We start from the raw sequence: 23,691 nt of genomic DNA on the forward strand, positions 1-23,691 counted from the left end.
GCCGTTTGATTGCCAGTCGATTAGAAGATGTCGGCCGATCTGTCCCGCCTGAGGTTCTCAAGGATCGTGCGCAGCCACGGGCTGCGAACGGCCAGTAGCCGGACCAAGGTGCGCTCGAACGCTCCCCGGTCGGCCCTGAACAGGTAGTTGGGGCGCGGCGGGAGCGGGTCGTCGCGGAGGACGTCCTGAGGTAGGCCACCCGACGCGGGAACCGACAAGTACGGCCGGGGAGAGACCAGCCACAGCCACACCCCCAGCGGCAGGGGAACCGGGTATGCCGATGCACCCGGGCCAGCGGGGGCCCAGGTCCGACCCGTCTGGGGATGGGCCGGTACGAGGAGAATGTCAACGCCCGCGTCGGGGGGAGGTTCTCCTGGTCCAGCCAGGACGGCGCGCAGCGTTGGCGGGCCTGCGGGCAGCAGGGTGTCGAGCGCGCGCTGGAAAACGTCCGTGGTCAGACCGTTGGGGACCTTTACCGGCTGCCCTTTGGAGGCCACCAACAGGTGGGCGAGTGCTTGGCCGGCTGCCGCCTCCCATCGCGGACTCCACGACCAGTAGTGGTTCGACCCGGACCGTCCTCCCCAGGTGGCGATCGGCTCGAACGGGGGTGTGCTCTCCCTCCTCACCGCCGACTCCGCCGGTTCCGCCAACTCCGCCCAAGAGAATGGCTCAGCGTGGACACCTTTGACGAGGCGGCGGCGCACGGCGTCTGCGCTGAGCCACGCTGCCTGCCAGAGCGAACAGTCGTCGACCCGGGTTGCTACGGGCAGGTCACACGCTTCGCAGGCCATGTTGGGCCCGTCGGCCCCGTCGAGGCCACAGCAGGCGACGCCGCGCTTCTCGGGGATCAACCGGGTTCCGCGGATGTCGCCGGGCGCGATGACCATCGCCCCGGGCGGGCTCGCGGACAGGGCGTGGACCGGCGCGTAGGTGCCGCGTGCTTCCGCCTCTCCTGGATCGATCTCGTTCCGCATCCGCCACTGTCCTGCCCAGGGGGCCGGGTCCACGGCAAACGTTCCTGACTCCATGAGCACCGGAAGCTGGACCCCATTCCCGTACTTCTGACGGGCGTGGGCCGGAAGGCAGACCTGGGACAAGGGGGCGGTCAGCTCGGCATTGCACCGCGCACAAACGAAAACGAACAAAGGCCCCCTCCGATGGGAAAGCAGCTGCATCGTCGCAGCTCCGCAGCAGCCCGCCAACGTGTCTTCGCATCTGTCTCGGACGTCAACGAAATGTGGGCGAATGCCAGTCGCCGTCTCCGACGGAGCCAGGCGGCTTGGTCCGGAAAAGGGCTACCGGAAAGAGCCAGCACAAAGAGCCAGCGGACTCACGGAAATCCTTGCCCGCGCACTCCGGGACCGCGGCCGTGAGGTCGAAGTCGAGCACCTCCACATCCGCCCTTACCCGGGTGCTGGGGACGGCCGCCTCATGATCGATTCCTCAAGCCTTGATTGGTGCGGCCGACCGGGCGGCCTGCTCGATCTTCGCGCAGTAGGCGGCACGGGCTTTCTCGTCGATCGGCTTCTCGTGTTCGGGGCGCACCCCGGTCCGCCGGTCGAGGCCCTCGCGCAGGATATCGGCGTGCCCGGCATGCCGGTTGGACTCGCTGAGGACATGGACCATGATGGCGAACAGGTTCGTGTTGGGACAGGGCTCCGGCCACCACGGCACGTGGCCGGGGGCGTCGAGGGGAAGCTCGTTGATCGTCGCGTCCGCGTGTTCCCACGTGCGCCGGTAGAACCCGACGATCTGATCGCGGGTCTCGTCCTCCGTCGCCCACAGATCGCTGCCGTTGTAGTCCTGCCACCGGGGCAACGGTTCCGGGGAAGGGCGGTCGAAGACCTCGCCGAAGTACCTGGCCTCGACGGTGGCCACGTGTTTGACCAGGCCGAGGAGGTTGGTCCCAGTCGCTGTCAAAGGTCGGCGGGCGTCGTACTCGGACAAGCCGTCGAGTTTCCAGAGCAGCGCGTTGCGGTCCCGCCGCAGTCTCCCGTGCAGGTTGTCCTTCGCGAATTCATCGATCATGCGGCATAAACCTTCCATGGGCTGTTGGTGGTCTCAAGATGCCGTAGACGGTCCGCAACGACTGGCAGAGCCGAGGCATGGCCATCTCGCCGACCCGAACGAAGGCATGAACCTGCGCAACGAGGTGCTCCACAGCCCGGCAGAACGCCGCCCACCCCGGCACCGGATCGCCTTGGTCCTCCAGGCCGCCCTCGTGGTGCTTTGCTCGATCACCGCACACGAACCACCCCGAGGAAGCGGCGGAAGCCGACCCGCCGGGATGAGCGCTTCGACCGGCTCGCTGCTCTTGCCGCACGGGGACTGTCCGGGTGAGAGCAGACGCGTCTGGACGGCCGCTGCGCCTCTCGGAATCGCGGGCGGGGCTGCGTCCTTCGGTCAGCGGGCGAGGACGATGTCGACCGTGGTGTTCGGACAGCCGTCGAGGACTCCGGTGAGGGCGGTCTGCCCGGCTGTGTCCAGTTGTGCCTTCGGGGGACGGCAGTCGCTGACCGCCTTCCGGCTGATCTCCGTCTGCGGGTGGCTCTGGGACCGGTGGTGCGGGTGTGGGAGCGGTTGTCCGGGGGGTGGCAGGAGCAGGTGGAGGTGATTGTGAAGACGGAGCCGAGGCGGAGAGTCTCGCCCGGCGGCAGGAGCAGGCCCGCGACCAGCAGGCGCGACGGGATGCGGCCCATGCGGCAGTGGCGGACCGGGCGACGCGCGAGCGGGAGGCCGCCGACGCGGTGCGCCAGGAGCTGGCGTGCGCGGACTTCGGGCAGCAGGTGGGGGCGGCCGGGCGCTGTGCGAGGCGTGCGGCCACCGGCACCGGACCGAGGCCTGGTCGTGGAGGAGGCGCTGGTCGCCGCGACCTGGACTACGGGGACGACGTTGCCGCCGTCACCGACCACGTCCGGGCCTCGCTGGCGGCCGACATCGCGCGGGCGCAGGGCGAGTTCATGGCGATGGTGGAGCCGGGCGAGCTGGACGCGGACCCGGCCGGGGCGGCCTCCGTGTGCTCGCCTTCACCGCGCTCCAGGCGGTGGAGGCGGCGCTGCCGGAGTACCGTGCGCGCTGGGTCCGCTCGGGCGGACCGGGGAAGCCGAAGCGGAGGCGAGCCGGGCGTACGAGACCGAGCAGGGACGGCGCTGGTTCTGGCGCAACCCGCACGGCGCGGACGCCGTCGCCGCCGCGACGAAGACCACCGAGGCAGGAACCGTGCGGTGCCGGCGCCCCTGTAGACCGTCTCCGGGTCGAAGTCGTTCCCGTACCCGGTCGCCCCGGCTGAGGGGCGGCGGCACCCTTCGCCTCCACCGGGGAGCGGCGCCCGGCGAGGTCCGGCTCCTCAATGTCGGCCTCCAGGACCCCCTCGGCGCGGGCGCAGGTCTCGTTGAGCATCCGTCAAGTGGTCGCAGAAGACCCGAGCCGGAGTGACCTGGCTGATGCCCTGTGCCTGGGGCGGACAACGGCGGAGAGACCGATCTCCGAACTCCGGCAGGCGGGCACCCTGCGGTCCTTCGGCCCAGAGGATCGGACCGGCCGCTACTGCGCCATCGAGGACCAGGACGTCCTGGGGGTTGCTGGCGCTGTCGGGAGGCGGCGTGTAGCAGTAGCAGCTCACTGGACCTCACGGAGGACCTTGGCTACCTGGGTCCGGCGGAGCTTTCCCTCAGCCGGGCCCAGATCTGATCCAGGAGGTGTGATGGCCCCTTCTCGACCGGGCCCGAATCCACGGACGTCCCTTGGTGATCGGGAGTTACGGCTGTGGCGGGTCGGCCGGGCCCTGACCGTGACCTTTGTCGCCGCGGTCCTGGTTGCGGGTGGCGTTCTCTTCGGCCTGGTGGTCCTGCTGGATGTCCAGGAGATAGACCGCACCGCGAAGCTCGACGCCAGGACGCTCTTCGACCTGGTGAAACTCTCCTTCGGCGTGGTCGCCGGAGCCGGTGCGCTCGTGGCTCTGGTCGTCGCCTACCGCCGCCAGCGCGTGGACGAGGCCGGAGCCCACCGCGAGGCCACCCGCCTGCACACCGAACGCTTCACCGCCGCCGTCGAGCAGCTCGGCTCGGGCTCCCCGGCCGTCCGCCTCGGCGGGGTCCACGCCCTGGCCGGCCTCGCCGACGACGCCCCCGACCAGGGCCTGCGCCAGACCTGCATCGACGTCCTGTGCGCCTACCTCCAGCTCCCCTTCACCCCCGACCCCGGCACCGACCCCAGCCACCAGGAGGAACACCACCGCTACCTGGCCTTCCGCAAAGTCCGGCACACCATCATGCGCCTCATCGGCGACCACTACCGACGCCCACGAGGGACTCACCGCTCCTGGCAGGGCTGCGACCTCGACCTCACCGGCGTCACCATCGACGGCCCCATGGATTTCACCGGCGCGGAGTTCACCGGCGGCACGGTGCACTTCACGGGCGCGGAGTTCACCGGCAGCACGGTGGACTTCAGCAGCACTGTGCTCACCGGAGGCACCGTGGACATCGGCAGAGCGGTGTTCTCCGGAGGCACGGTGCACTTCACCGGCGCGGAGTTATCTGGCAGCACAGTGGACTTCAACGGCGCGGAATTCTGCGGAGGCACGGTGGACTTCAGCAGCACGGTGCTCACCGGAGGCACGGTGCACTTCGGCAGAGCGGTGTTCTCCGGAGGCACAGTGCACTTCACCGGCGCGGAGTTCACCGGCAGCACAGTGGACTTCAACGGTGCAGAGTTCTCCGGCAGCACCGTGTACTTCGGCAGAGCGGTGTTCTCCGGCGGCACGGTGCACTTCGGCGGCGTGGTGTTCTCTGGCGGCATGGTGCATTTCGGCAGAGGGGTGTTCTCCGGAGGAAAGGTGGACTTCGGCAGCGTGATGTTCTCAGGCGGCACGGTGGACTTCGGCAGCGCCGTGTTCTCCGCCGGCACGGTGCACTTCGTCGGTGCGGAATTCTCCGGCGGCACCGTGGACTTCAGCAACACGGTGTTCTCCGGCAGCACGGTGGACTTCAGCAGCGCGGAGTTCTCCGGAGGCACGGTTCACTTCAGGAGTGTGACGGGTCCAGTTCCGAGTGGGCTTCTGGCTGCTGTCGGTAGTCCTGCTCCCGCAAAAGTCACCTTGTCCTCGACTTGGCTGCCCTGAAGTCCATAGGACCAAGGGGTGTAATCGGCCGTTTCCGCCCCCCACTCGCGGACACAGGCAGCCCCGTCAGGCAGGCCAGGACGAACTCGGCACCGCAATAGTTCGCCCGAAGCCTCCGCATCCGCCACCGCCGCGCCCCACCTCCCGCGCCCTAACGGTTCCCCCCAAAGCCACGCTGAGCAGTCTCGAAGGCTTCCTGCATCCAGCCACAGTGTCTCCCCAGCGTCAGCTGGGGCTACGCCCCGGCAACTTGGAGTGGTACGGCAAGCATCCGGGTGCTTGAGACCGGGCCACCGGAATGCAGCGGTACTCGCGCCGAACCCGATACGCCGTCGTGGCACGACCCCTCAAGTCCCGTCGGGGGCTTCCCGACGGGGCTTCTGCGTATCACGGGCTCTCGCACGGCCCGGCGAACCCGGCCGCTCCCGCCACCCCCGGCAGCGCCGTCCCCGAGTGTCGGCAGGGGCATACCTGGGGGCCTGCCCGGGACCGAGCAGACGGTGATCGGCCGGCTCGTGGAGAGCGGGCTCGCGTGAGCGAGGGGGGTGACCGGCGCGTGGACGCCCGCGCCGCGGTCCCCCGCGGCCGGGCCCGCCCGACGCGGCAGCCACCGTCACCCCACAGCCGGTGCGTGCCCTGGGGCCGCTGTCACAGGGACGCCGCTTCCTCCTCCAGGCGCACCACCGCGGGGTGGTGGCTGTAGGGGTGGAGTGCCTTGCGCATTGTGGTGAGGCAGGTGGTGGCGCGGGCGGAGCGCAGTCCCGGGTAGTCGATCAGGAAGCGCCGCCACGTCGAGACGGACTCTTCGAGATGTCCCTGGATGAGCTGTGATTCGGCCAGGAGCGCCAGGGTCAGGGCACGGGCCAGTCGGGCCTGTGGGGCGCGGACGCGGAGGGAGGCGTGGAAGGCGTGGTCCGCGGCCGGGTGGTCGCCCAGCGCGCTCAGGGTCCGCGCCCGCTGGTAGTGGAGGGCGGCCCTCGGATAGCTGTCGAAGGGGTCGGAGGGGTTCTGGTCGGCGTGGCTGTGGAGGAGTTCCGCGTTGCGCAGGGCGAGGAGGGCGCGGGGGCGGTCCTTGGCGCGGGCGTGGGCCAGGGCCAGTTGGGACTGGGTGTAGGACTGGGTGAGGGGCGAGGCGTGGCGGGTCGCGGTGGCGGCGGCCTGTTCGGTCAGGGCGAGGGCGGCCTGCTGGTGTCCGAGGTCCAGCGCGTGGGTGGCGAGGGCTCTGATGGCGATGGTGTGGGTGTGGGGGTCGCCGGCCTCGGCGGCGAGGTGGGCGGCGGTGCGGTGGTAGTGCTGGGCGAGGGCGTGGGCATCGTCGTCGGCGCACATGTTGCCCAGGAGGATGGTGAGCTGGGCGGTGCGGGTGAGGAGTTGCCGGTGGACATCGTCGCGGGCGCTGGCGAGGAGCCACTGGGTGACGTCGTCGGCGAGGTAGGCGGTGAGCGCGGTGCGGGCGTGTCCACCGCCGAACGCGCCCGTCGAGGCGGAGAAGAGCGCGGTCGCGCCCTTGAGCGCCTCCACTTCCGCGCGGCCCACGCGTCGTCCGGCCATGACCCCGGCGCGGCGGGACGTGCGCTGTGACAGCAGGTCCTCCCAGCCGGGGACGGCCAGTGCGGACAGGCTGTAGGCCGCGGCTCGGGCGGGATTGCCTCGGCTGGGGTCCAGTTGGTTGTGGGTGAGCTCGGCCAGTCGGTGCACGGGGTCTGCCTTCCAGGGCGTTCCGGAGTGTGAGCGGGGGGCTCGGGACAGACCGGCGTCGGTGGCGCCTCCGGGTGGGGCGGGCGGGGCGGGGCACAGCGAAGTGCCGCGCGCCGACGCGTTGCTGTCGGGCGTTTCACGGTCGGGCCGTGATCGTGATCGGGCGCCCGCTGGGGCAATGGCGTGGGTGAGTCGGGTCGCGTTCCACGCCGCCTCTTCAAGCGTGCGCAAGCCGTGTGTCTGTCGCCGAGACAACACGCATCCCCGTTCTCAGCTCTAGCCAAGATGAACCGGAGACAGGGCCCTTATCAAGGGCGCACAGGCGCAGCACGCGCAGCGCGCGTACGCGCGCCGATGGCCTCCGCGCACGACGGTCGTGGCCGATGGCCTCCGCGCACGACGGTCGTCGGCGGACACACCGCGACGGAGCCGCCGACCGCCTTGATCGGCCGCTCGACGGCGGCGCACCGGAGGGGTCAGGGGCGGGGCGCCCGGCGGAGCCCGCCGTGGCCACGGAACGGGAGGCCGCGGCGTTCCCGGGGGTCTCAGGTCGCGGTCTCGGCGGCCGGGACCCGGGGGGCGCCGTCACTGCCGGGGGCACGGGCGGTGTCGAGGAGGTGGGCACTGTGGACGTGGCGCACATGGGGGCGCAGACCGGCCCGGAGGCGGGCCAGGGCTGAGTCGGCGCGTGCGGAGCGCAGCAGGCGGTAGTGCTGGAGGAATGTGGTCCAGGCGTGGCGGGCGGCGTCGCGGTGGCCCAGGTGGAGCGGTGTGATGGCCAGGTCGGGGTCGGGCTGGCGGGCGGTGTCCAGGTGCTCGCTGATGTCTTCGGGGCTGAAGTGCCGGATCAGCTGAGCCTGCGCACGAACCCCCTACGGACAACCACCCCCGGGCCAGCCTCCAACTGTTACCGGTCACACAGGCCGCCGGACGGCAGGCCCTGTCCACCCCCGAGTTCACGCCCACGTCCAGTTCTCCGTCCCGGACCGCCGAGGGAGCGTTCAGTGTCGTCGACCGGCCTGGCACGTGGGTGCCGCGAGGGTGAGGTCCCCGCAGTCACCGGGTGTTCGCCGGGCCGGACGGGGCGTGCGCCAGCGCGTCGGCCCTCCGCCGGGCGCCTGCGGCCCGATCACCGACCCCAGGGATCGCGCGGTGGGCCAACTCGGGCCGGTGAACAGCCGCTTGGGTATGACGCTCCTCCACGCGCTCCGGGCAGCCCGGTGCACCCCGGGCCATCGCGAGCACAACCCGGCGATGGCACGGGCCACGGTGGGTCTCGCCGAGGCCCTGCGGACCTACTGGGAGCTGTCCGCGGCCTTCGGGGTGCGGCACACGGCCGAGAGCAACTGGGATCTGCAAGGGGCACGGGAGCAACTCGGCCCGGCGCCGGGCCCCACGTGGTTACAGCGGACCACCATCGGCCGGTCCACCGCCTGCTCGCGACGCTCGGCGCTGCCGACGTGCAGCCCGTCCACCCCCGGCTCGCGGACCTCGGCGCTGCCGACGTAGCCGGGCTTCCTCCCCGGGATACGGGACTTGGCCGGGCGACCGACGGGCGACGGCCGACGGGCGACCGGCGACCGGCGACCGGCGACCGGCGACGAGCGACGAGCGACGAGCGGTTGGTAGCGTCCCGCCCGTGCGCGTTCACCTCATCAACGACATACCCAGTGGCCTGACCCGACGAGCCCGATCGTTCGTCGACGTGCACGGCGCCAAGGTCGATGTCCGGCCCGTCGAGGGACACAGGCAGTGGTGGTTGGAGCGAGGCATCCCCGCAGCGGTGATCGACCGGATGGCGGCCTACCAGGAGCAGTGGGGCGGCCTGCTCCTGCCACCCTCGACGCAGTACGACGGAGGCCCGAGGTACCTGGATCCGGAATCGCCCGAATCGGACTCCGCGGGATGGTGGTTCGAAGCGGGGGCGCAGCGGACCGCGGTTCCCTACGCGTTCATGATGGGTCCGTCCGGTGAGTTCGGCATTCACGCCGAACGGTGGGTGCCTCTCCACGCGTCCATCGAGGGCTGGGTGGAATCGCTGGCACTGGCTCACCATGCGTCCAGTTGGGCGCGGCAGGTGACCAAGCTCGTCGGCGATGAGGTGGACGGCATCGAGTGGGACGGCTACGAGCCGGTGAGCGAGGTGAGGGGCCTGGCAGACACCTGGTGGAGAGGTCCCGACTCACTGGTGGCGCTCTACACGGGGGAGGCCGCGTCACTCGATTTCCCCAGAGGGCGTGTCGCGTTGATCTACTCCGGGCTTGATGAGTGGGGCCATAGGAGACGGCGACGGGAGTCGCCGGTCCAGGGGGCTTGAACGTCCGCAGGGCGGTGGCTCATCCGGGCCGTTCACCTCGGCGGAGGAGGAACTGACAGGCGGGCTGCCGCCGTTCACCGGCGTCGCCGACTCGCCGGCCATCCCGCCCCGGGGTGACCGGCGTCGGCCATCCCGGGGCGGCTCGGTGCACTGTCAGCGCACTGTCAGTGCACTGCCCCGGACCGCGCCGAGGTCGGCGGCGGCTGGTCCGGATACGCGATGACCTCGCCCCGGCGGGACTTCGTACCCGGCTTCACGAAGAGGCTCCTGTGCCCGGTGGTGTTCCGGTCCCGCCGGCAGCCTCGTCCGAGCTCCTCCCGTCGATTCCATCCCCGACCCCGGACCCGGACTCATCCCCGGACCCGGCCCCGGACCCAGCCCCGGTCACCGGGAAGAGTCGGAGCCGACCTGCCGCCGATCGGGCCTCTCCCGTCAGGGTTCCCGCTCTGGCTTCGTCCGGATCCGTCGAACGGTCGTCGTCCCGCGGTGCGCTGTCCGGATCCATGCCTGTGGGCGCCCGCACCACGTCCGGTGGCCCGCTGTCACCCTCCTCGGACGGGTCCGAGGCATGACCGCCCCCCTCGGCGCTCCAGGTCTTCCCCGGCCCCGACCCCGACCCCGCCTCCCGGGAAGGGTCCGCGGAGGAGAAGTCGCCCGGCGACGCGCGCAACGCGTCCTCGGTGGCACCCTGCGCGGCGGGCTCGGGGGCATCGTCGGGACCGGCGTTCTCCAGCCAGGGTGGCACACGGTCGAACTGGGCCTCCTGGAGCCGTAACGGGCGGAGAAAGGTGTACGCCTTCGGGTCATCCATGCGCCATGCATAGGGCAAAGGCAGGACGTCGAGGGCACATGCTCGCGTCGGCGGTGCGGGAGATTCACCAGCGAAACCGTTCTGCTTGCGCCATCCGCCCCTCAGCCACTCGGCCCCACCGGGCCGCCGTCCCGCCCCGTATCCGGGTGAACTTCGGCCGGGACACCTCCGTCACGCCCCGGCACCCGGCGGGCGCGGCAGTACCGTGCGACCGATCCCCTCCGGCTCGACCCACTCAAGGCGGCCCGTCGTGCAGGCAACCGAACTGCTGCCCATCATCGCCCTCTTCTTACTGGTCACGGTGGAGTTCGGCGGCCACGCCCTGCTCCAGTTCATCACCACCCGGCAGGGCACGCTCACCCCTCTGCGCGAACGGTTCTTCCGCGCCGGACACGCACACGCCGGGGTGCTGCTGGTGCTGTCCCTCGCCTACTTCCTCTACCTCCCCCGCGCCGACTTCTCCTCCGGCGTCGAGTGGCTCTTCGGGATCCTGCTGCTGATCGGCGGGCTGGCGCAGTCCGGCGGTTTCTTCCTCCACCTCGCCCTCGGCACCGAGGGGAAGTCCTCCGCCGGTACCCACCTCACCCGGGTCGGCGCCCTCCTGATCGCCGCGGCGCTGATCGCCCTGGGAGTCGGACTCATCCAGGCCCTGTGACGGGCCCGGGGCAAGGGCGGCCGACAGCGCCCCCGGCCTCCCCAGGAAGGCGGGCCTGATCATTGGCGGCAACGCGGATTCCCGGTCGATCCCCGACCCCGGCGGGGTCCGCCGGGGTCGGGGATCGACGGTCACTACACGGCCTGTCGGCCAACCAGTCCGCCGGCTCATCCCCCAGCCTGTTCCCCAGAGCCCGACGCCTGTCCCCCAGCCTCCTGCCCCGGCCCTCGGCCCCCGGCCCCCGCCCGCCCGATCCCCGGGTCGCGGCAGAGACGGCAGACCCCGGCCCAAGCAACGACCACCGCCCACCCCACCCCCACCCGCACCCGCACCCCCAAAGTGCGCGGCCCGCGCACCCGCGCCTACCGTGACGATCCATGAACTCCGCCTCGGCCGCCCTGCTGCCCGTCAACTCCGTGCTCGCCTGGGTCCTGGCCCTCTTCCTCGCCGCCGCCGTCGCGGTCACGGCGGTGGCCCGGCTGTCTCCGGAGCAGGGCTTCGGCCGGGCCCGTGAGGTGCTGGTCGCCGGGATACGCGCGGCAGTTCAGCTGGCGGCCGTCTCCGCAGTCATCGGCTGGGTCGTCCACGCGGGCGCCGCGCTGTTCGGGTTTCTGCTGCTGATGTACGCCGTGGCGGTGCGTACCGCGGGCCGCAGGATCACCTCCGACGGCACCTGGTGGTGGGCGGCCGTGCCGATCGCGGTCGGGGTCGTACCGGCGGTCGCGCTGCTGCTGGCCACCGGTCTGCTACCGGTGCGCGGCATCGCACTCATCCCGGTGACCGGCATCCTGATCGGAGGGGCGCTCACCGCGACGGTGCTGGCCGGACGGCAGAGCCTCGCCGCGCTGGAGCAGCGGCACGGTGAGGTGGAGGCCGGGCTCGCCCTGGGCTTCACGGAACGGGACGCGCGGGTCGAGATCGCCCGCCCCGCCGCCTCCGACGCCCTGGTGCCCGGTCTGGACCAGACCCGTACCGTCGGGCTGGTCACCCTTCCGGGGGCGTTCGTCGGCATGCTGCTGGGCGGGGCCGACGCGTTCACCGCCGGGGCCGTGCAGCTCTTCGTCCTGGTCGCACTGATGGCCGTCCAGGCCGTCGCGGTGACGGTGACCCTCGAACTGGTCGCCCGCTCCCGGATCACCGCGCCTCGGCGCGGCACGCGGGCGGTGCCCTCACGGTGGACCTGGGCCGCCCTGCGCGCTCGCCGCGCGACGCGCGACAGCGCCGCGCCGGTGTCCTGACAGACCGTCAGTGACTTGAAGAGGGCTCCCCCGGGCTGGGCCCTCGCCCTGTGCCTCCAGTCACACCCCTCCCACCTTCTGCAATTTACTAGGACGTCCTACTATCTCTGTGTCGGTATCCCGCCGACCCGTCCGAGAAGGACCTCCAGATGAGCGACTTGCACCGTCCCGTGCACCCCATCCGCCTGGTCACCGCGTCCGCGCTGTTCGACGGGCACGATGCCTCCATCAACATCATGCGGAGGATCTTCCAGTCCCAGGGCGCCGAGGTCGTCCATCTGGGCCACAACCGCTCGGTGCACGAGGTCGTCAACACGGCGATCGAGGAGGATGTGCACGGTGTGGCGGTCTCGTCCTACCAGGGCGGCCATGTCGAGTACTTCGAGTACCTGGTCGAGTCGCTGCGCGAGCGGGGTGCGGAGCACATCCGGGTGGTGGGCGGGGGCGGCGGGGTGATCGTGCCCGAGGAGATCACCCGGCTGCGCGCGAGCGGGGTCACCATCTTCTCCCCGGAGGACGGTCAGCGCATGGGGCTGGCCGGGATGATCAACTCGGTGGTGCGGGACTGCGACTTCGACCTCTGGGACGTCCGGCCGGTCGAGGCCGCCGCCGTGCTCGCCGGTGACCGGTTCGCGACGGCCCGTGCCATCACCGGGGCGGAGCTCGGCAGGCTGCCCGCCGGTCTGCTGGCGGAGGTGCGGGCCGCGGCGGCGGCCCGGGTGGTGCCGGTGCTCGGCATCACCGGCACCGGTGGCTCCGGCAAGTCGTCGCTGACCGATGAGCTGGTGCGCCGGTTCCGGATGGACCAGCAGGACAAGCTGCGGATCGCGGTGATCGCGGTCGACCCGACCCGGCGCCGGGGCGGCGGTGCCCTGCTCGGCGACCGGATCCGGATGAACTCTCTGGACGGCAACCGGGTCTTCTTCCGCAGCCTGGCCACCCGTGGCAGCCATGAGGTGCCCGAGCACCTCTCCGATGTCATCGATGTGGTGAAGGCCGCCGGGTTCGATCTGGTGATCGTGGAGACACCGGGCATCGGCCAGGGCGACGCGGCGATCGTGCCGTTCGTCGACACCTCCCTGTATGTGATGACGCCCGAGTTCGGCGCCGCCTCGCAGCTGGAGAAGATCGACATGCTCGACTTCGCCGATGTCGTCGCGGTCAACAAGTTCGAGCGGCGCGGCGCCAAGGACGCGCTGCGTGATGTGAGCCGCCAGCTCGTCCGCAACCGGGAGGTCTTCGACAAGCGGCCCGAGGACATGCCGGTGTACGGCACCTCCGCCGCGACCTTCAACGACGACGGCGTCACCGCGCTCTACCAGCACCTCAGGACGCTGCTGGCCGGGAGCGGGCTGGCGCTGTCCGAGGGCACCCTGGCCCCGGTCGAGGTGCGGCACTCCTCCGGGATCCGGCAGGTGGTGCCGACCGAGCGGGCGCGCTATCTCGCGGAGATCACCGAGACGGTCCGCGCCTACCACGCCGAGACGGCCCTCATCGCCGAGGCGGCCCGGCGGGTGCAGCGGCTGGACCTCGTCAGGGGTGAGCTGATCGAGTCCGGCGGCGACGCGGGTGCCGTGGCGGCGCTGCTGGACACCGCCGTCCAGCGGCTGCCGCGCGAGGTCGCCGAGCAGATCGGGGACTGGCCCGCCGTCGTGGAGTCCTACTCCGGCGACGAGCAGACCGTCCGGGTCCGGGACCGGGAGATCCGTACCCGGCTGACCCGGGAGTCACTGTCCGGCAGCAGGATCCCCCGGGTCGCGCTGCCCCGGTACACCGACCACGGCGAACTGGTGCGGTTCTGGCGCCGCGAGAACCTGCCCGGCCGCTTCCCGTTCACCGCCGGGGTCTTCCCCTTCAAGCGCGACGGCGAGGACCCGGCGCGCATGTTCGCCGGTGAGGGCGATCCGCACCGCACCAACCAGCGGTTCAAGCTGCTCTCCGAGGGCCAGCCCGCCACCCGGCTGTCCACCGCCTTCGACTCGGTCACCCTCTACGGCCGCGACCCCGGCGAGCGCCCCGACATCTACGGCAAGGTCGGCACCTCGGGCGTCTCCGTCGCGCACCTCGACAACATGAAGGCCCTCTACGACGGCTTCGATCTGACCGCGCCGACCACCTCGGTCTCCATGACGATCAACGGCCCCGCGCCCACCGTGCTGGCGTTCTTCCTCAACACCGCCATCGACCAGGGGACCGACCGGTTCCGCGCCGAGGAGGGCCGCGAACCCTCCGCCGACGAGGCGGCCGAACTCCGCGCGAAGGCGCTGGCGAGCGTGCGGGGCACCGTGCAGGCCGACATCCTCAAGGAGGACCAGGGCCAGAACACCTGTCTCTTCTCCACCGAGTTCTCGCTGCGCATGATGGCCGACATCCAGGAATGGTTCATCGCGCACAAGGTCCGCAATTTCTATTCGGTGTCCATCTCCGGCTATCACATCGCCGAGGCGGGCGCGAATCCGATCAGCCAGCTCGCTTTCACCCTGGCCAATGGCTTCACCTATGTCGAGGCATATCTCGCCCGGGGCATGCGCATCGACGACTTCGCGCCCAATCTGTCGTTCTTCTTCTCCAACGGCATGGACCCCGAGTACTCCGTCCTCGGCCGGGTCGCCCGCCGTATCTGGGCGGTGGCGATGAAGGAGAAGTACGGCGCGGGCGAGCGGTCCCAGAAGCTGAAGTACCACGTCCAGACCTCGGGCCGCTCCCTGCACGCCCAGGAGATGGACTTCAACGACATCCGCACCACCCTCCAGGCCCTCATCGCGATCTACGACAACTGCAACAGCCTGCACACCAACGCCTATGACGAGGCGGTCACCACCCCCACCGAGGATTCCGTCCGCCGGGCCCTCGCCATCCAGCTGATCATCAACCGGGAATGGGGGCTCGCGATGAACGAGAACCCCCTCCAGGGATCGTTCATCATCGATGAACTGACCGATCTGGTCGAAGAAGCGGTCCTCGTGGAATTCGAGCGGATCAGTGAGCGCGGCGGCGTCCTCGGCGCCATGGAGACCGGCTATCAGCGCGGCCGGATCCAGGACGAGTCGATGCTCTACGAACAGCGCAAGCACGACGGCACCCTCCCCCTCATCGGCGTCAACACCTTCCGCAACCCCCACGCCGACTCCGGCGCGGGCGGCCCCATCGAGCTGGCGCGCGCCACCGAGGAGGAGAAGCGGTCCCAGCTGGACGGCGTACAGGTCTTCCAGGACCGTCACCGCGAGCGCGGACAGTTCGCCCTGGCCGCCCTCAAGGACGCGGCGGTGAGCGGCGGCAATGTCTTCGCCGTCCTCATGGACGCCGCCCGGGTCTGCACCCTCGAGCAGATCACCGACGCCTTCTTCGAGGTGGGCGGGCAGTACCGGCGCAACGTCTGACGCCGGTTCCGCCGCGTCCGGTGTCAGGCGCCGGTCTCGCGGACCGTCTCGCGGACGGCCTCTCGGATCAGGTCCGCGACCTTCTTGGGGTGCGCGAGCATGACGAGATGGGACGAGTCGACCTCGACCGTGGTCATCGCGGCGCGCTGATAGCCGTAGCGCACGACCTCGGGGTTGATGGTGTGGTCCGCGCTGGACACCAGGCCCCAGGACGGCCTGGTGCGCCAGGCGGCGACCGGGGCCGCCTCGGCGAAGGCCGCGCCGGCCAGGGGCCGCTGGGAGACGGCGAGCACCTTGGCCAGGTCCGGGTCCACATCGGCGGCGAAGATGGCGGGGAACCGGTCGGGGTCGACGGTGACATCCGTGCCGGGTTCGTCCGAACCCTCGACCGGGAACGGCGTGTAGACCAGGGCCGACGCCAGCTCGGAGTCGGGGAAGCGGCCTTGCAGCTCGCCGAGGCTCTCGCCCTCCTCCAGGGCGTAACCGGCCAGGTAGACCAAGCCCTTCACGTTCTCCTCGGCGCCCGCGACGGTGATGACCGCGCCGCCGTAGGAGTGCCCGGCCAGGACGACGGGACCGGGGATCGCGCGGATCACCGAGGCGAGGTAGGCGGCATCGCCGGTCAGACTGCGGTTGGGCACGGCCGGGACGAGCACCTTCAGGCCATCGGCCAGCAGTTCGGGGACGACCCGGGCGAAACTGGACGCGTCGGCGAAGGCGCCGTGCACCAGGACGACGGTGGGCGTGGAGTCGGTCATGAGGGTTCCGTTCCGTTCTTCTCTATCGGCTGTACGGGGGATGCGGCTCAGGCGGCTGGGTGCAGGGCGGTGCGCAGGGTGTGTGCGGCCAGGGAGATGGCGGCCTCGGCGGCGTGCGTCCCCCGCAGGGCGTTCAGCATCACGAAGTCATGGATGATCCCCTGGAAACGGACCGCGGTGACCGGCACCCCGGCCGCCCGCAGCTTGTTCGCGTACGCCTCGCCCTCGTCCCGCAGGACATCCGCCTCGGCGGTGACGACCAGGGCCGGGGGCAGCCCGGCGAGCTGGTCGAGGGTGGCGCGGAGCGGCGACGCGGTGATCTCGGCGCGCTGCTTCTCGTCGGTCGTGTACTGGTCCCAGAACCACCGCATGCCGTCCCGCCGCAGGAAGTAGCCGGTGGCGAACTGGTGGTAGGAGCCGGTGTCGAAGGCCGCGTCGGTGACCGGGTAGAACAGCACCTGCTGGACGAGGTCCAGTCCGCCCCGCTCCTTGGCCATCAGGGTGAGCGCGGCGGCCATGTTGCCGCCGACCGAGTCACCGGCCACCGCGATCCGGGCGGGGTCCAGATCCTTGGTGGCACCCTGCTCCACGACCCAGCGGGCGACGGTCCAGTTCTGCTCGATGGCGACCGGGTAGCGCGCCTCGGGCGAGCGGTCGTACTCGGGGAAGACGACGGCGGCACCGGCACCGACGGCCAGTTCCCGCACCAGCCGGTCATGGGTGTGGGCGTTGCCGAAGACCCATCCGGCGCCGTGGAGGTAGACGATGACGGGCAGCGGACCGGCGGCGCCTTTCGGCTTGACGATCCGGACCTGGACGCTTCCGGTGGGGCCACCGGAGACCGTGACCCACTCCTCGTCCACCTCCGGCTTGGCGATATCGCCCGACTGGACCTCGTCGACCGCCTTGCGGCCGTCCGCCGGGGCGAGGTCGAAGAGGTAGGGCGGGTCGGCGGTGGCCTCGGCGAAGGCCAGCGCGGCGGGTTCGAGCACCGGCTCTACGGGGGTGAAGGCGTCGGACATACGGGTCTCCTGGTGCTGTGCGAGACACACCGGCCGTTCCGGCGCGGCTGCGGCCCACCGTAGGAGCGGGGCGTGCCGCCCGATTGCCCGCGCACGCACGCCGGGCATCCCCACAGCGCACGGCCGCCCCTCCCGTCGCCCCCCTCACCGCGGCCGGTGTCCCGCTGACCGGCACCAGCACCGGCCCACGGCGAAAGGCACCCGGCGTGACGGCTCCGTCACCCGCCCGCCCCGCCGCGTATCGACCATTCGCCCTCACCGTAAGATAATGGGATGTATGCCCCAGAACGCGACAAAGAGGCCGCATGAACCCTCCACCCTGACGGTCAGGGGACGAGACGTACGGCTGCGAACGATCGGGTTCCTGGTGCTCGCGGCACTGGCGATCTGGTTCATCGCGGCGAACACGAAATCGGTCACGATCCGGCTGTGGATCCCCACCGTCACCCTCCCGCTCTGGAGCGTCCTCACGGTCACCCTCGTCGTGGGCATCGTTCTCGGGCTGCTCCTCGCCCATCGCCGCGCCCGGCGATGAACGTCCCGTAGCCGATCCGGGGGAACGTATGAACGACCGGCCGGCAGGCGTTCCGGGCAGATTCCCCGAGAGGTCGGGGGGCCGTTTCGCGGCGAGCGGGCCGGAGCGGGCTCGGGTCAGCGGTCTCGCCGTACGGCTGTCGCGGCTGCTGCCCGCCTTGCTGATCCTGTTCGGGATCGGGTTCCAGTCCCTCACACCCCCGTCCCTGAGCGGCACCCCGTTCTTCGTGGCCGCCCCGCTGATGGCGGCACCGCTGTTCTCGCTGTGGGCGACGGTGGCCTATGGCGTCGTCGCGTTCTGCTCCGCCCTGCTGCTGGACATGGTCGCGGGCGCCATCGTGGCCTCGGCGGGCGTCCAGGAGCTGGCGACCGAGCTGGCCACCATCGCGTTCGTCACGGCCATCGCCGCACTGCTCAACACCGTGGTGCGCCGGGGCCGCGAGCAGCTCGCCTCCGCGCGCAGCCTCGCCGAGACCGCCCAGCGGGCCGTCCTGCCCACCCCCGCCGAGCGGATCGACGGACTGAGTCTGGGCACCCGCTACGAGGCCGCCGAGCAGGAGGCGCTGATCGGCGGCGACCTCTACGGCGCCCGCTCCACCCCCTACGGCGTACGGCTGCTGATGGGAGATGTCCGGGGCAAGGGGCTCGGCGCGATCGAGACCGTCACGGTGCTGCTCGGCGCGTTCTGGGAGGCCGCCCACACCGAGCGGACGCTCGCCGGGGTGGCGAACCGGCTGGAACGCGCGCTCGCCCGCGAGGGCGGCCTCAGCAGCGGCATGGACGACACCGAGCACATCGAGAACTTCGCCACCTGCGTCCTCGTGGAGATCCCGCCCGGTCTGCGGGTGCTGCGGATCGTCAACTGCGGGCACCCGGTCCCGCTGCTGCTGACCGGCGACGGCTCGGTGGCCCCGCTCGCCCCCCACGCCTACTCGCTGCCGCTCGGCCTCGCCGAGCTCGCGCCCGGACCGCGCCGCCCCGACGAGTGGGAGTTCCCGCCCGAGGCCACCCTGCTCCTCTACACGGACGGGCTCTCCGAGGCCCGCGACCTCACCGGCGCCTTCTACGACCCCGCCGCCCGGCTGAAGGGCCGTACCTTCCCCTCCCCGCTGCGGCTGCTCGACGCGCTGGTCAGCGACGTCCGGACGTTCTCCGGCGGGCCGGCCACCGATGACATGGCGCTGATGGCCGCGCACCGCCCGGGGTGACGGAACGCGGCGCTCAGGACTCCAGGGCGGTGGGACCGTCGCCGACGGCCTCCGCGTTGCGGCGGGTCTTGGCCCAGCCGGTCCGGCCGCTCAGCAGCCGCATGGACCCGCGCACCGACACCACGAAGAGGTGGTACGCGTACAGCCACAGCGCCAGCCCCCACAGCACCCCGGTCAGCCGGGAGCGGTCGGGCGCGAAGGCGCTGCGGTAGGCCGGGCCCCACAGCAGGAACGGCACGATCGACACCGCCGCCAGACCCAGCACCAGCGGCCACACCTCCGCCAGCACCTGCGCCGCCCCGCCGCCGAGCACCGCCAGCACCACCAGGGCGACCGTCAGCAGCAGGATCGCCAGATGGGCGAGCGGCTGGACGAAGGTGTAGAGCGACTCCAGGACCCCGCGCGCGGTGTAGTGGCGCGAGCCGATGATCCGGCCCGAGTAGCGCACACACCGCATGTTGCCCTGCGCCCAGCGGGTGCGCTGGGTGAGGAAGCGGCGGGTGTGCGGCAGCGCCTCCTGGGTCACCCAGGTGTCCGGGACATGGGTGACCCGGTAGCCCGCCAGCCGCAGCTGCACCCCGAGTTCGTAGTCCTCCAGCAGGGCGTCCCGCTGCCAGGGGCGGCGCTCGGCCGCCGCGACCCGGTCCAGCGCGGCCAGCCGGGTGAACTGCCCGTTCCCGCCGAGCCCCACCGACCCGGTACGGCGGCGCAGCAGCTGCATCCCGGTGTTCGACACCGCGAACTCGGCGTCCTGCATCCGCACCAGCAGCCGCGCGTACGCGTTCGCCACCCGCCCCCGGCCGGGCAGCGGCCGTTCGTCGCGCACATTGCGCATCCGTACGCCGATCTGCACCCCGCCGGTGTCCGGGTCGCCGAACCCGTCCGGGCCGCTGACCCGCGCGAGCGCGTCCGGGGCGACCTGGCCGTCGGCGTCGACCACACAGACCACCACCCGCTCCCGGTCCACGGCGGGCAGCGACGCCAGCTCCTCGTTGAGCGCCAGGTAGGCGGCGTTCAGCGCGGCGCCCTTGCCGATCCGGGCGTCCGGCCGCCGCCGGGCGACCAGCCGGACCCGGGGGTCGGACTCGGCGAGACCGGCCACGATCGGCCCGGTCCGGTCGTCGCTGGCATCGTCGACCACCCAGACACGCGCGTCCGGGAAGTCGGCCCGCAGCCGGTTCACGGTGATCGCGATCACCGCCTCCTCGTCCCGGCAGGGCACGAAGAAGTGCCAGTCGTACGCCGCCGGGTCCCCGGCCTCGGTCGGGCGGCGCCGGGCGTAGGCGTGGCGGGCACCCGCCCAGTAGAGGAGGAAGCAGGCGAGGAGGAGGAAGGGGAAGACGGAGACGAACAGGGTGACGATCACGCGGCGGCCTCCAGATCAGCGGTGCGGCCGGGTCCGGTGGTGCGCCCGGGTCCGGACGTGCACGCGGGTCCGGTGGTGCACCCGGACTCGGCGGTGGACCCGGACTCGGCGGTGCACCCGGACTCGGCGGTGCGCCGGGCGGCCTCGGCGATCAGCTCCGCGATCCGCCTCGACGCCGTGCCGTCGCCGTACGGGCTGGGCAGCGCGGACAGCCGGCGCAGGCCCTCGGCGCCCTCGGCCAGCCGGCGGCGGGCGGCGGCGCCGATCGCCGGGCCGGGGGCGACCAGGTCGGCGAAGTCGGTGAGGCACTCGGGGCGCTCGGTGGAGGTGCGGACGACGATCAGCGGGCGGCCCAGCACGGTCGTCTCCTCCTGGATGCCGCCGGAGTCCGAGACGATCAGCGCGGCCTGCCGGGCGAGGGCGAGGAACTCGCCGTAGCCGGTCGGCGGCAGCACCATCAGCCCGGCCAGCAGCGGGGACAGCCCGGCCGCCTCGATCCGGGCCCGGGTGCGCGGATGCAACGGCAGCACCACCGGCAACTCGGCCGCCAGCGCGCCCAGTTCCCGCAGGACGGTGGCCAGGACGGCGGCGTCGTCGGTGTTCTCCGGGCGGTGCACGGTCGCCAGCGCGTAACCGTCGGTGAGCAGACCGTGGCCGGTCAGCAGCCGGGCGCGGTCACCGGGCGGCGGCAGATGGGCGTGGACCGCCTCGACCACGGTGTTGCCGGTGACGGTGACCCGGTCGGCGGGGATGCCCTCGGCGATCAGCAGCGCGCGGTTCTGCTCGGTCGCCGCGCACAGGACGTCGGAGAGCCGGTCCACCAGGACCCGGTTGTGCTCCTCGGGCATGGCCCGGTCATGGCTGCGCAGCCCCGCCTCCACATGGACGAGGGGCAGCGCGCGGGCGTTCGCGGCGAGCGCGCCGGACAGGGCGGCGTTGGTGTCGCCCTGCACGACCACGACCCGGGGCGCCTCGGCGGCGAACCGCTCGTCCAGACCGCGCAGCGCCGCCGCGATCTGCCGGGCACGGGGACGGCCGCCGACCCCGGTCAGATACTCCGGCTCGGGCAGCCCCAGCTCGGCCAGGAAGGCGCCGGACAGTTCCTCGTCGTAGTGCTGGCCGGTGTGCAGGATCCGGGCGGCGGGGCCCAGGATCCGGCACAGCTCGGCGAGTTTGACCAGCTCGGGCCGGGTACCGAGAACGACGGCGACGCTACGGGCGGGAAGGGTGTTCATCGGGAACCCGGGTGAGTGCTCATGGGGCACCAGGGTGAGCGGCGACGGTTGCGGAAACCGGGGGTTTCGGGTGCCGAACGGTTGCTCCGCACCGGAACCGGACAAAAGATGCCGTTCGGTCCTGTCCGTTGGGCCCGGGGGTGGGGGCTGTTGGGCCCGGGTGGGGCGGGACCTTGGTCCGCTCAGCCCGCCGGGCGGGCCTCTCGCCCGTTCCCCTCGTGCCCACCGTTCCCGCCGTTTCCGCCGTCTGCCCGGCCTCCGCCGTCGTCGTCCGGGTCGGTGAACCGGTACCCCACCCCCCGTACCGCCTCCACCGGGTCGCCGCCCGTGCCGCCCGAGGCGCGGCGGAGTTTGCGGCGGAGTCGGAGCACCGCGAACTTCACCCGGTCCCGGCCCACCGCCGACCGGTCGTCCCACACCTGGTCCAGCAGCCGTTCCGTGGTGACCACCTGTCCCCGGTGCCGCACCAGCAGCCGCAGCAGCCCGAACTCCAGATCGCTGAGCCGGGCCTCACCCCCGTACCAGACCACCACCCGGCGCTCCGGGACCAGGCGCAGATTGCGGGAGGCGCGCTCGCCCTCCCAGCGGCGTCCGGCGCGCCGCAGGAGCGCCTCGACGCGGGCGAGGAGTTCCTCGTCGTCATAGGGCTTGCGGACGTGGTCGTCGGCGCCGGAGCGCAGGGCGCGGACCGGGTCGGCCGGGCCGGGGTCCGCGGACAGCACCAGGACCGGCAGATCGCTCATGTCGCGGGTGCGGGCCAGTACCTGCCAGCCGTCGAGTTCCGGCAGCCGGGTCTCCAGCACCATCAGCTCCGGCCGCTCCTCGAACAGCGCCCGCAGCGCCTCCCGGCCGTCGGCGGCGGCCACCACCTCGTGCCCGTCCCGCGCGAGGAGCCGCCGTAGCGCCAGCGCGGTCGCCGCGTCGTCCTCGACGATCAGGATCCGGGCCATGGCGTCGAGTGAACCAGGAAACCGGGCCCACCGCAGCGCACCCCTCCTCCCCTCCTCCCCTACTCCTCGGTGCCCAGGCCGGTGAGGGCGCCGACCGGGTCGAGGTCGGGGGTGCCCCGGGGCCACCAGTCGTCGGCGCCGGGCTCCGACTCATAGGCGTACCAGAGGCCGTCCCGGCCCAGGCGGAGCTGGACGTGGCCGTGCGGGTGGGTGAGGCGGTTGCGCCAGGGGCGGAAGGCGGGCAGGTCGGCGGCGCGCAGGAGCGGGCGGGCCCGGTCGAAGCGTCCGGCGGGCGGATCCCAGGGTTCTTCGAGGACGGCCAGCCCCTCGAACCCGCCCTGCCGCCAGGCGGCGACCGCGCGGGCCAGCTCGGCGGAGGTGCGTCCGGCGGCGGAGGCGAGGGACGCGTACAGCGCGCGGGTCCCGGCCGTGAGGCCGGAGCCGGGGCGGGCCGCCGCGAGCCGGACCGCGTCCTGCCACAGCGTCAGCCCGGCGACCGGATCGCGGCCGGTCGCCAGCAGGGCGTACGCGCGGGCCGCCGCGTCGGTGGCCAACTGGTCCAGCGCGAACGGGTCCGGACCGCCCGGGGACGCCGGATAGGCGGGCGGCTGCTGCGGGTGCGGCGGCACGGGCAGCGGGGGCGGCAGCGGGGGGAGGGCACGCGGGGCGAGGGCCTCGGTGGCGCGGACGCCGGGCAGCGCGGCCGGTGCGCGGTCCTGGGCGGCGCGGGCCGCGCGGGCGGCGCTGCGCCGGGACAGCGCGTCGAGCAGCTCCCGCTCGCCCCGGCCGCGCAGGAGCAGCAGGACGAAGGGGTCGGCGTCCAGCAGCCGGGCCGTCCGGTAGCAGAGGGCCGCCGCGTGTTTGCAGGGGTGGGCGCGGTCGGGGCAGCTGCACTGGGGGTCCAGATCGCCGGGGCCGGGCAGCAGCCGTACCTCGCCCTCGGCCAGGGCGTGCGGCATCTCCTTGTCGAGCAGCGCGGCGATATGGCCGGGGCGTTCCGCCGCCGCGTCGAGGAACCGCTCCCAGTCGTCGTCCGCCAGGGTGCGCAACCGCACCTGCACCCGGTAGGGCCGGGGGCGGCTGCCCTGCACATACGCCAGCACCAGCCCCGGGGTGACGGTGATGGCATCGACATGCCCCTGCTCGGCGTACCCCCGCCCGCGCGCCAGCCGCTTGGCGTCGAGGGCGCCCTCCTCCAGCGCCGCGATCCAGGCACGGCCCCACCAGGTCCCGGCGAACCCGTCCCCCGCCCCACCCGTGGGCCCGAGCGCGGGGAACGTCCGGCGGTGATCCCCGTCCCGGCGGGGGGAGGCCATGGAGGGGGGCGGGGTGGGGGTGGGGGTTCACCGGCATCCGCGAGGCCGCGAGCAGCAGAACGCCCCCGATGGACGCGGCGA

At 72.2% G+C, this 23,691-nt stretch carries 15 protein-coding genes and 1 pseudogene; 7 read left to right on the forward strand and 9 right to left on the reverse strand.

Features of this window, described 5'->3' with window-relative positions; genetic code table 11:
- Positions 1-20: 20 nt before the first annotated feature.
- Both ABZX40_RS35790 and ABZX40_RS35795 read right to left on the reverse strand, forming a co-directional pair.
- Positions 21-1,145 carry a hypothetical protein gene (locus ABZX40_RS35790; RefSeq protein WP_355732733.1) on the reverse strand — a complete coding sequence of 375 codons (1,125 nt, stop codon included), beginning with the start codon at positions 1,143-1,145 and terminating at the stop codon, positions 21-23.
- A gap of 298 nt (positions 1,146-1,443) precedes the next feature.
- Complete coding sequence (locus ABZX40_RS35795; RefSeq protein WP_355732663.1) at positions 1,444-2,028, reverse strand: DinB family protein; 585 nt, start codon at positions 2,026-2,028, stop codon at positions 1,444-1,446.
- Between the two features lie 1,675 nt (positions 2,029-3,703).
- Here ABZX40_RS35795 and ABZX40_RS35800 point away from each other — a divergent pair.
- Positions 3,704-5,122, forward strand: a complete 1,419-nt coding sequence (locus tag ABZX40_RS35800; protein ID WP_355732666.1) for a pentapeptide repeat-containing protein — start codon at positions 3,704-3,706, stop codon at positions 5,120-5,122.
- 648 nt (positions 5,123-5,770) lie between these two features.
- Here ABZX40_RS35800 and ABZX40_RS35805 read toward each other — a convergent pair.
- Positions 5,771-6,820 carry a hypothetical protein gene (locus ABZX40_RS35805; protein WP_355732669.1) on the reverse strand — a complete coding sequence of 350 codons (1,050 nt, stop codon included), beginning with the start codon at positions 6,818-6,820 and terminating at the stop codon, positions 5,771-5,773.
- 1,639 nt (positions 6,821-8,459) lie between these two features.
- On the opposite strand from ABZX40_RS35805, the gene ABZX40_RS35810 reads away from it, so the two are divergent.
- From ABZX40_RS35810 to icmF, 4 genes are all read left to right on the forward strand, one after another.
- Positions 8,460-9,137, forward strand: a complete 678-nt coding sequence (locus tag ABZX40_RS35810) for a hypothetical protein (protein WP_355732671.1) — start codon at positions 8,460-8,462, stop codon at positions 9,135-9,137.
- Positions 9,138-10,198: 1,061 nt separating this feature from the next.
- Positions 10,199-10,603 (forward strand): hypothetical protein, encoded by a 405-nt coding sequence (locus ABZX40_RS35815; RefSeq protein WP_355732674.1) that lies wholly within the window; start codon positions 10,199-10,201, stop codon positions 10,601-10,603.
- Positions 10,604-10,980: 377 nt separating this feature from the next.
- A complete protein-coding gene (locus ABZX40_RS35820) occupies positions 10,981-11,841 on the forward strand; it encodes an ABC transporter permease (RefSeq protein WP_355747215.1) in 861 nt (286 codons plus the stop codon).
- Positions 11,842-11,990: 149 nt separating this feature from the next.
- Positions 11,991-15,221 (forward strand): fused isobutyryl-CoA mutase/GTPase IcmF, encoded by a 3,231-nt coding sequence (icmF, locus tag ABZX40_RS35825; protein WP_355747212.1) that lies wholly within the window; start codon positions 11,991-11,993, stop codon positions 15,219-15,221.
- Positions 15,222-15,244: 23 nt separating this feature from the next.
- Here the strand turns inward: icmF and ABZX40_RS35830 are convergent, their stop codons facing one another.
- Positions 15,245-15,979 carry an alpha/beta hydrolase family protein gene (locus ABZX40_RS35830; RefSeq protein WP_355747210.1) on the reverse strand — a complete coding sequence of 245 codons (735 nt, stop codon included), beginning with the start codon at positions 15,977-15,979 and terminating at the stop codon, positions 15,245-15,247.
- 47 nt (positions 15,980-16,026) lie between these two features.
- Positions 16,027-17,001, reverse strand: coding sequence for an alpha/beta hydrolase (locus tag ABZX40_RS35835; protein WP_355747207.1), 975 nt, complete (start codon positions 16,999-17,001; stop codon positions 16,027-16,029).
- A gap of 277 nt (positions 17,002-17,278) precedes the next feature.
- Here ABZX40_RS35835 and ABZX40_RS35840 point away from each other — a divergent pair, with 277 nt between their 5' ends.
- Together ABZX40_RS35840 and ABZX40_RS35845 are read left to right on the forward strand one after the other, a co-directional pair.
- Positions 17,279-17,536, forward strand: a complete 258-nt coding sequence (locus ABZX40_RS35840) for a LapA family protein (RefSeq protein ID WP_355747204.1) — start codon at positions 17,279-17,281, stop codon at positions 17,534-17,536.
- 28 nt (positions 17,537-17,564) lie between these two features.
- Positions 17,565-18,743, forward strand: coding sequence for a PP2C family protein-serine/threonine phosphatase (locus ABZX40_RS35845; protein ID WP_355747201.1), 1,179 nt, complete (start codon positions 17,565-17,567; stop codon positions 18,741-18,743).
- 13 nt (positions 18,744-18,756) lie between these two features.
- On the opposite strand, the gene ABZX40_RS35850 is transcribed toward ABZX40_RS35845, so the two are convergent.
- The 4 genes and pseudogenes from ABZX40_RS35850 to ABZX40_RS35865 form a co-directional block, all read right to left on the reverse strand.
- Entirely contained in the window at positions 18,757-20,109 is a 1,353-nt protein-coding gene (locus ABZX40_RS35850; protein ID WP_355747198.1) for a glycosyltransferase family 2 protein, read from the reverse strand.
- Positions 20,106-21,344, reverse strand: a complete 1,239-nt coding sequence (gene wecB / locus ABZX40_RS35855; protein ID WP_355747195.1) for a UDP-N-acetylglucosamine 2-epimerase (non-hydrolyzing) — start codon at positions 21,342-21,344, stop codon at positions 20,106-20,108. Before wecB ends, ABZX40_RS35850 begins: the two co-directional genes overlap by 4 nt.
- A gap of 182 nt (positions 21,345-21,526) precedes the next feature.
- The gene (locus tag ABZX40_RS35860; protein ID WP_355747193.1) at positions 21,527-22,294 is read right to left on the reverse strand and encodes a response regulator transcription factor; all 768 of its coding nucleotides are present in this window, start codon (positions 22,292-22,294) and stop codon (positions 21,527-21,529) included.
- 59 nt (positions 22,295-22,353) lie between these two features.
- A pseudogene (locus ABZX40_RS35865) lies at positions 22,354-23,619 on the reverse strand (SWIM zinc finger family protein); the annotation flags it as partial.
- Positions 23,620-23,691 lie beyond the last annotated feature (72 nt).

It is taken from the genome of Streptomyces sp. NPDC004610 (assembly GCF_040609715.1).
GTDB lineage: Bacteria > Actinomycetota > Actinomycetes > Streptomycetales > Streptomycetaceae > Streptomyces.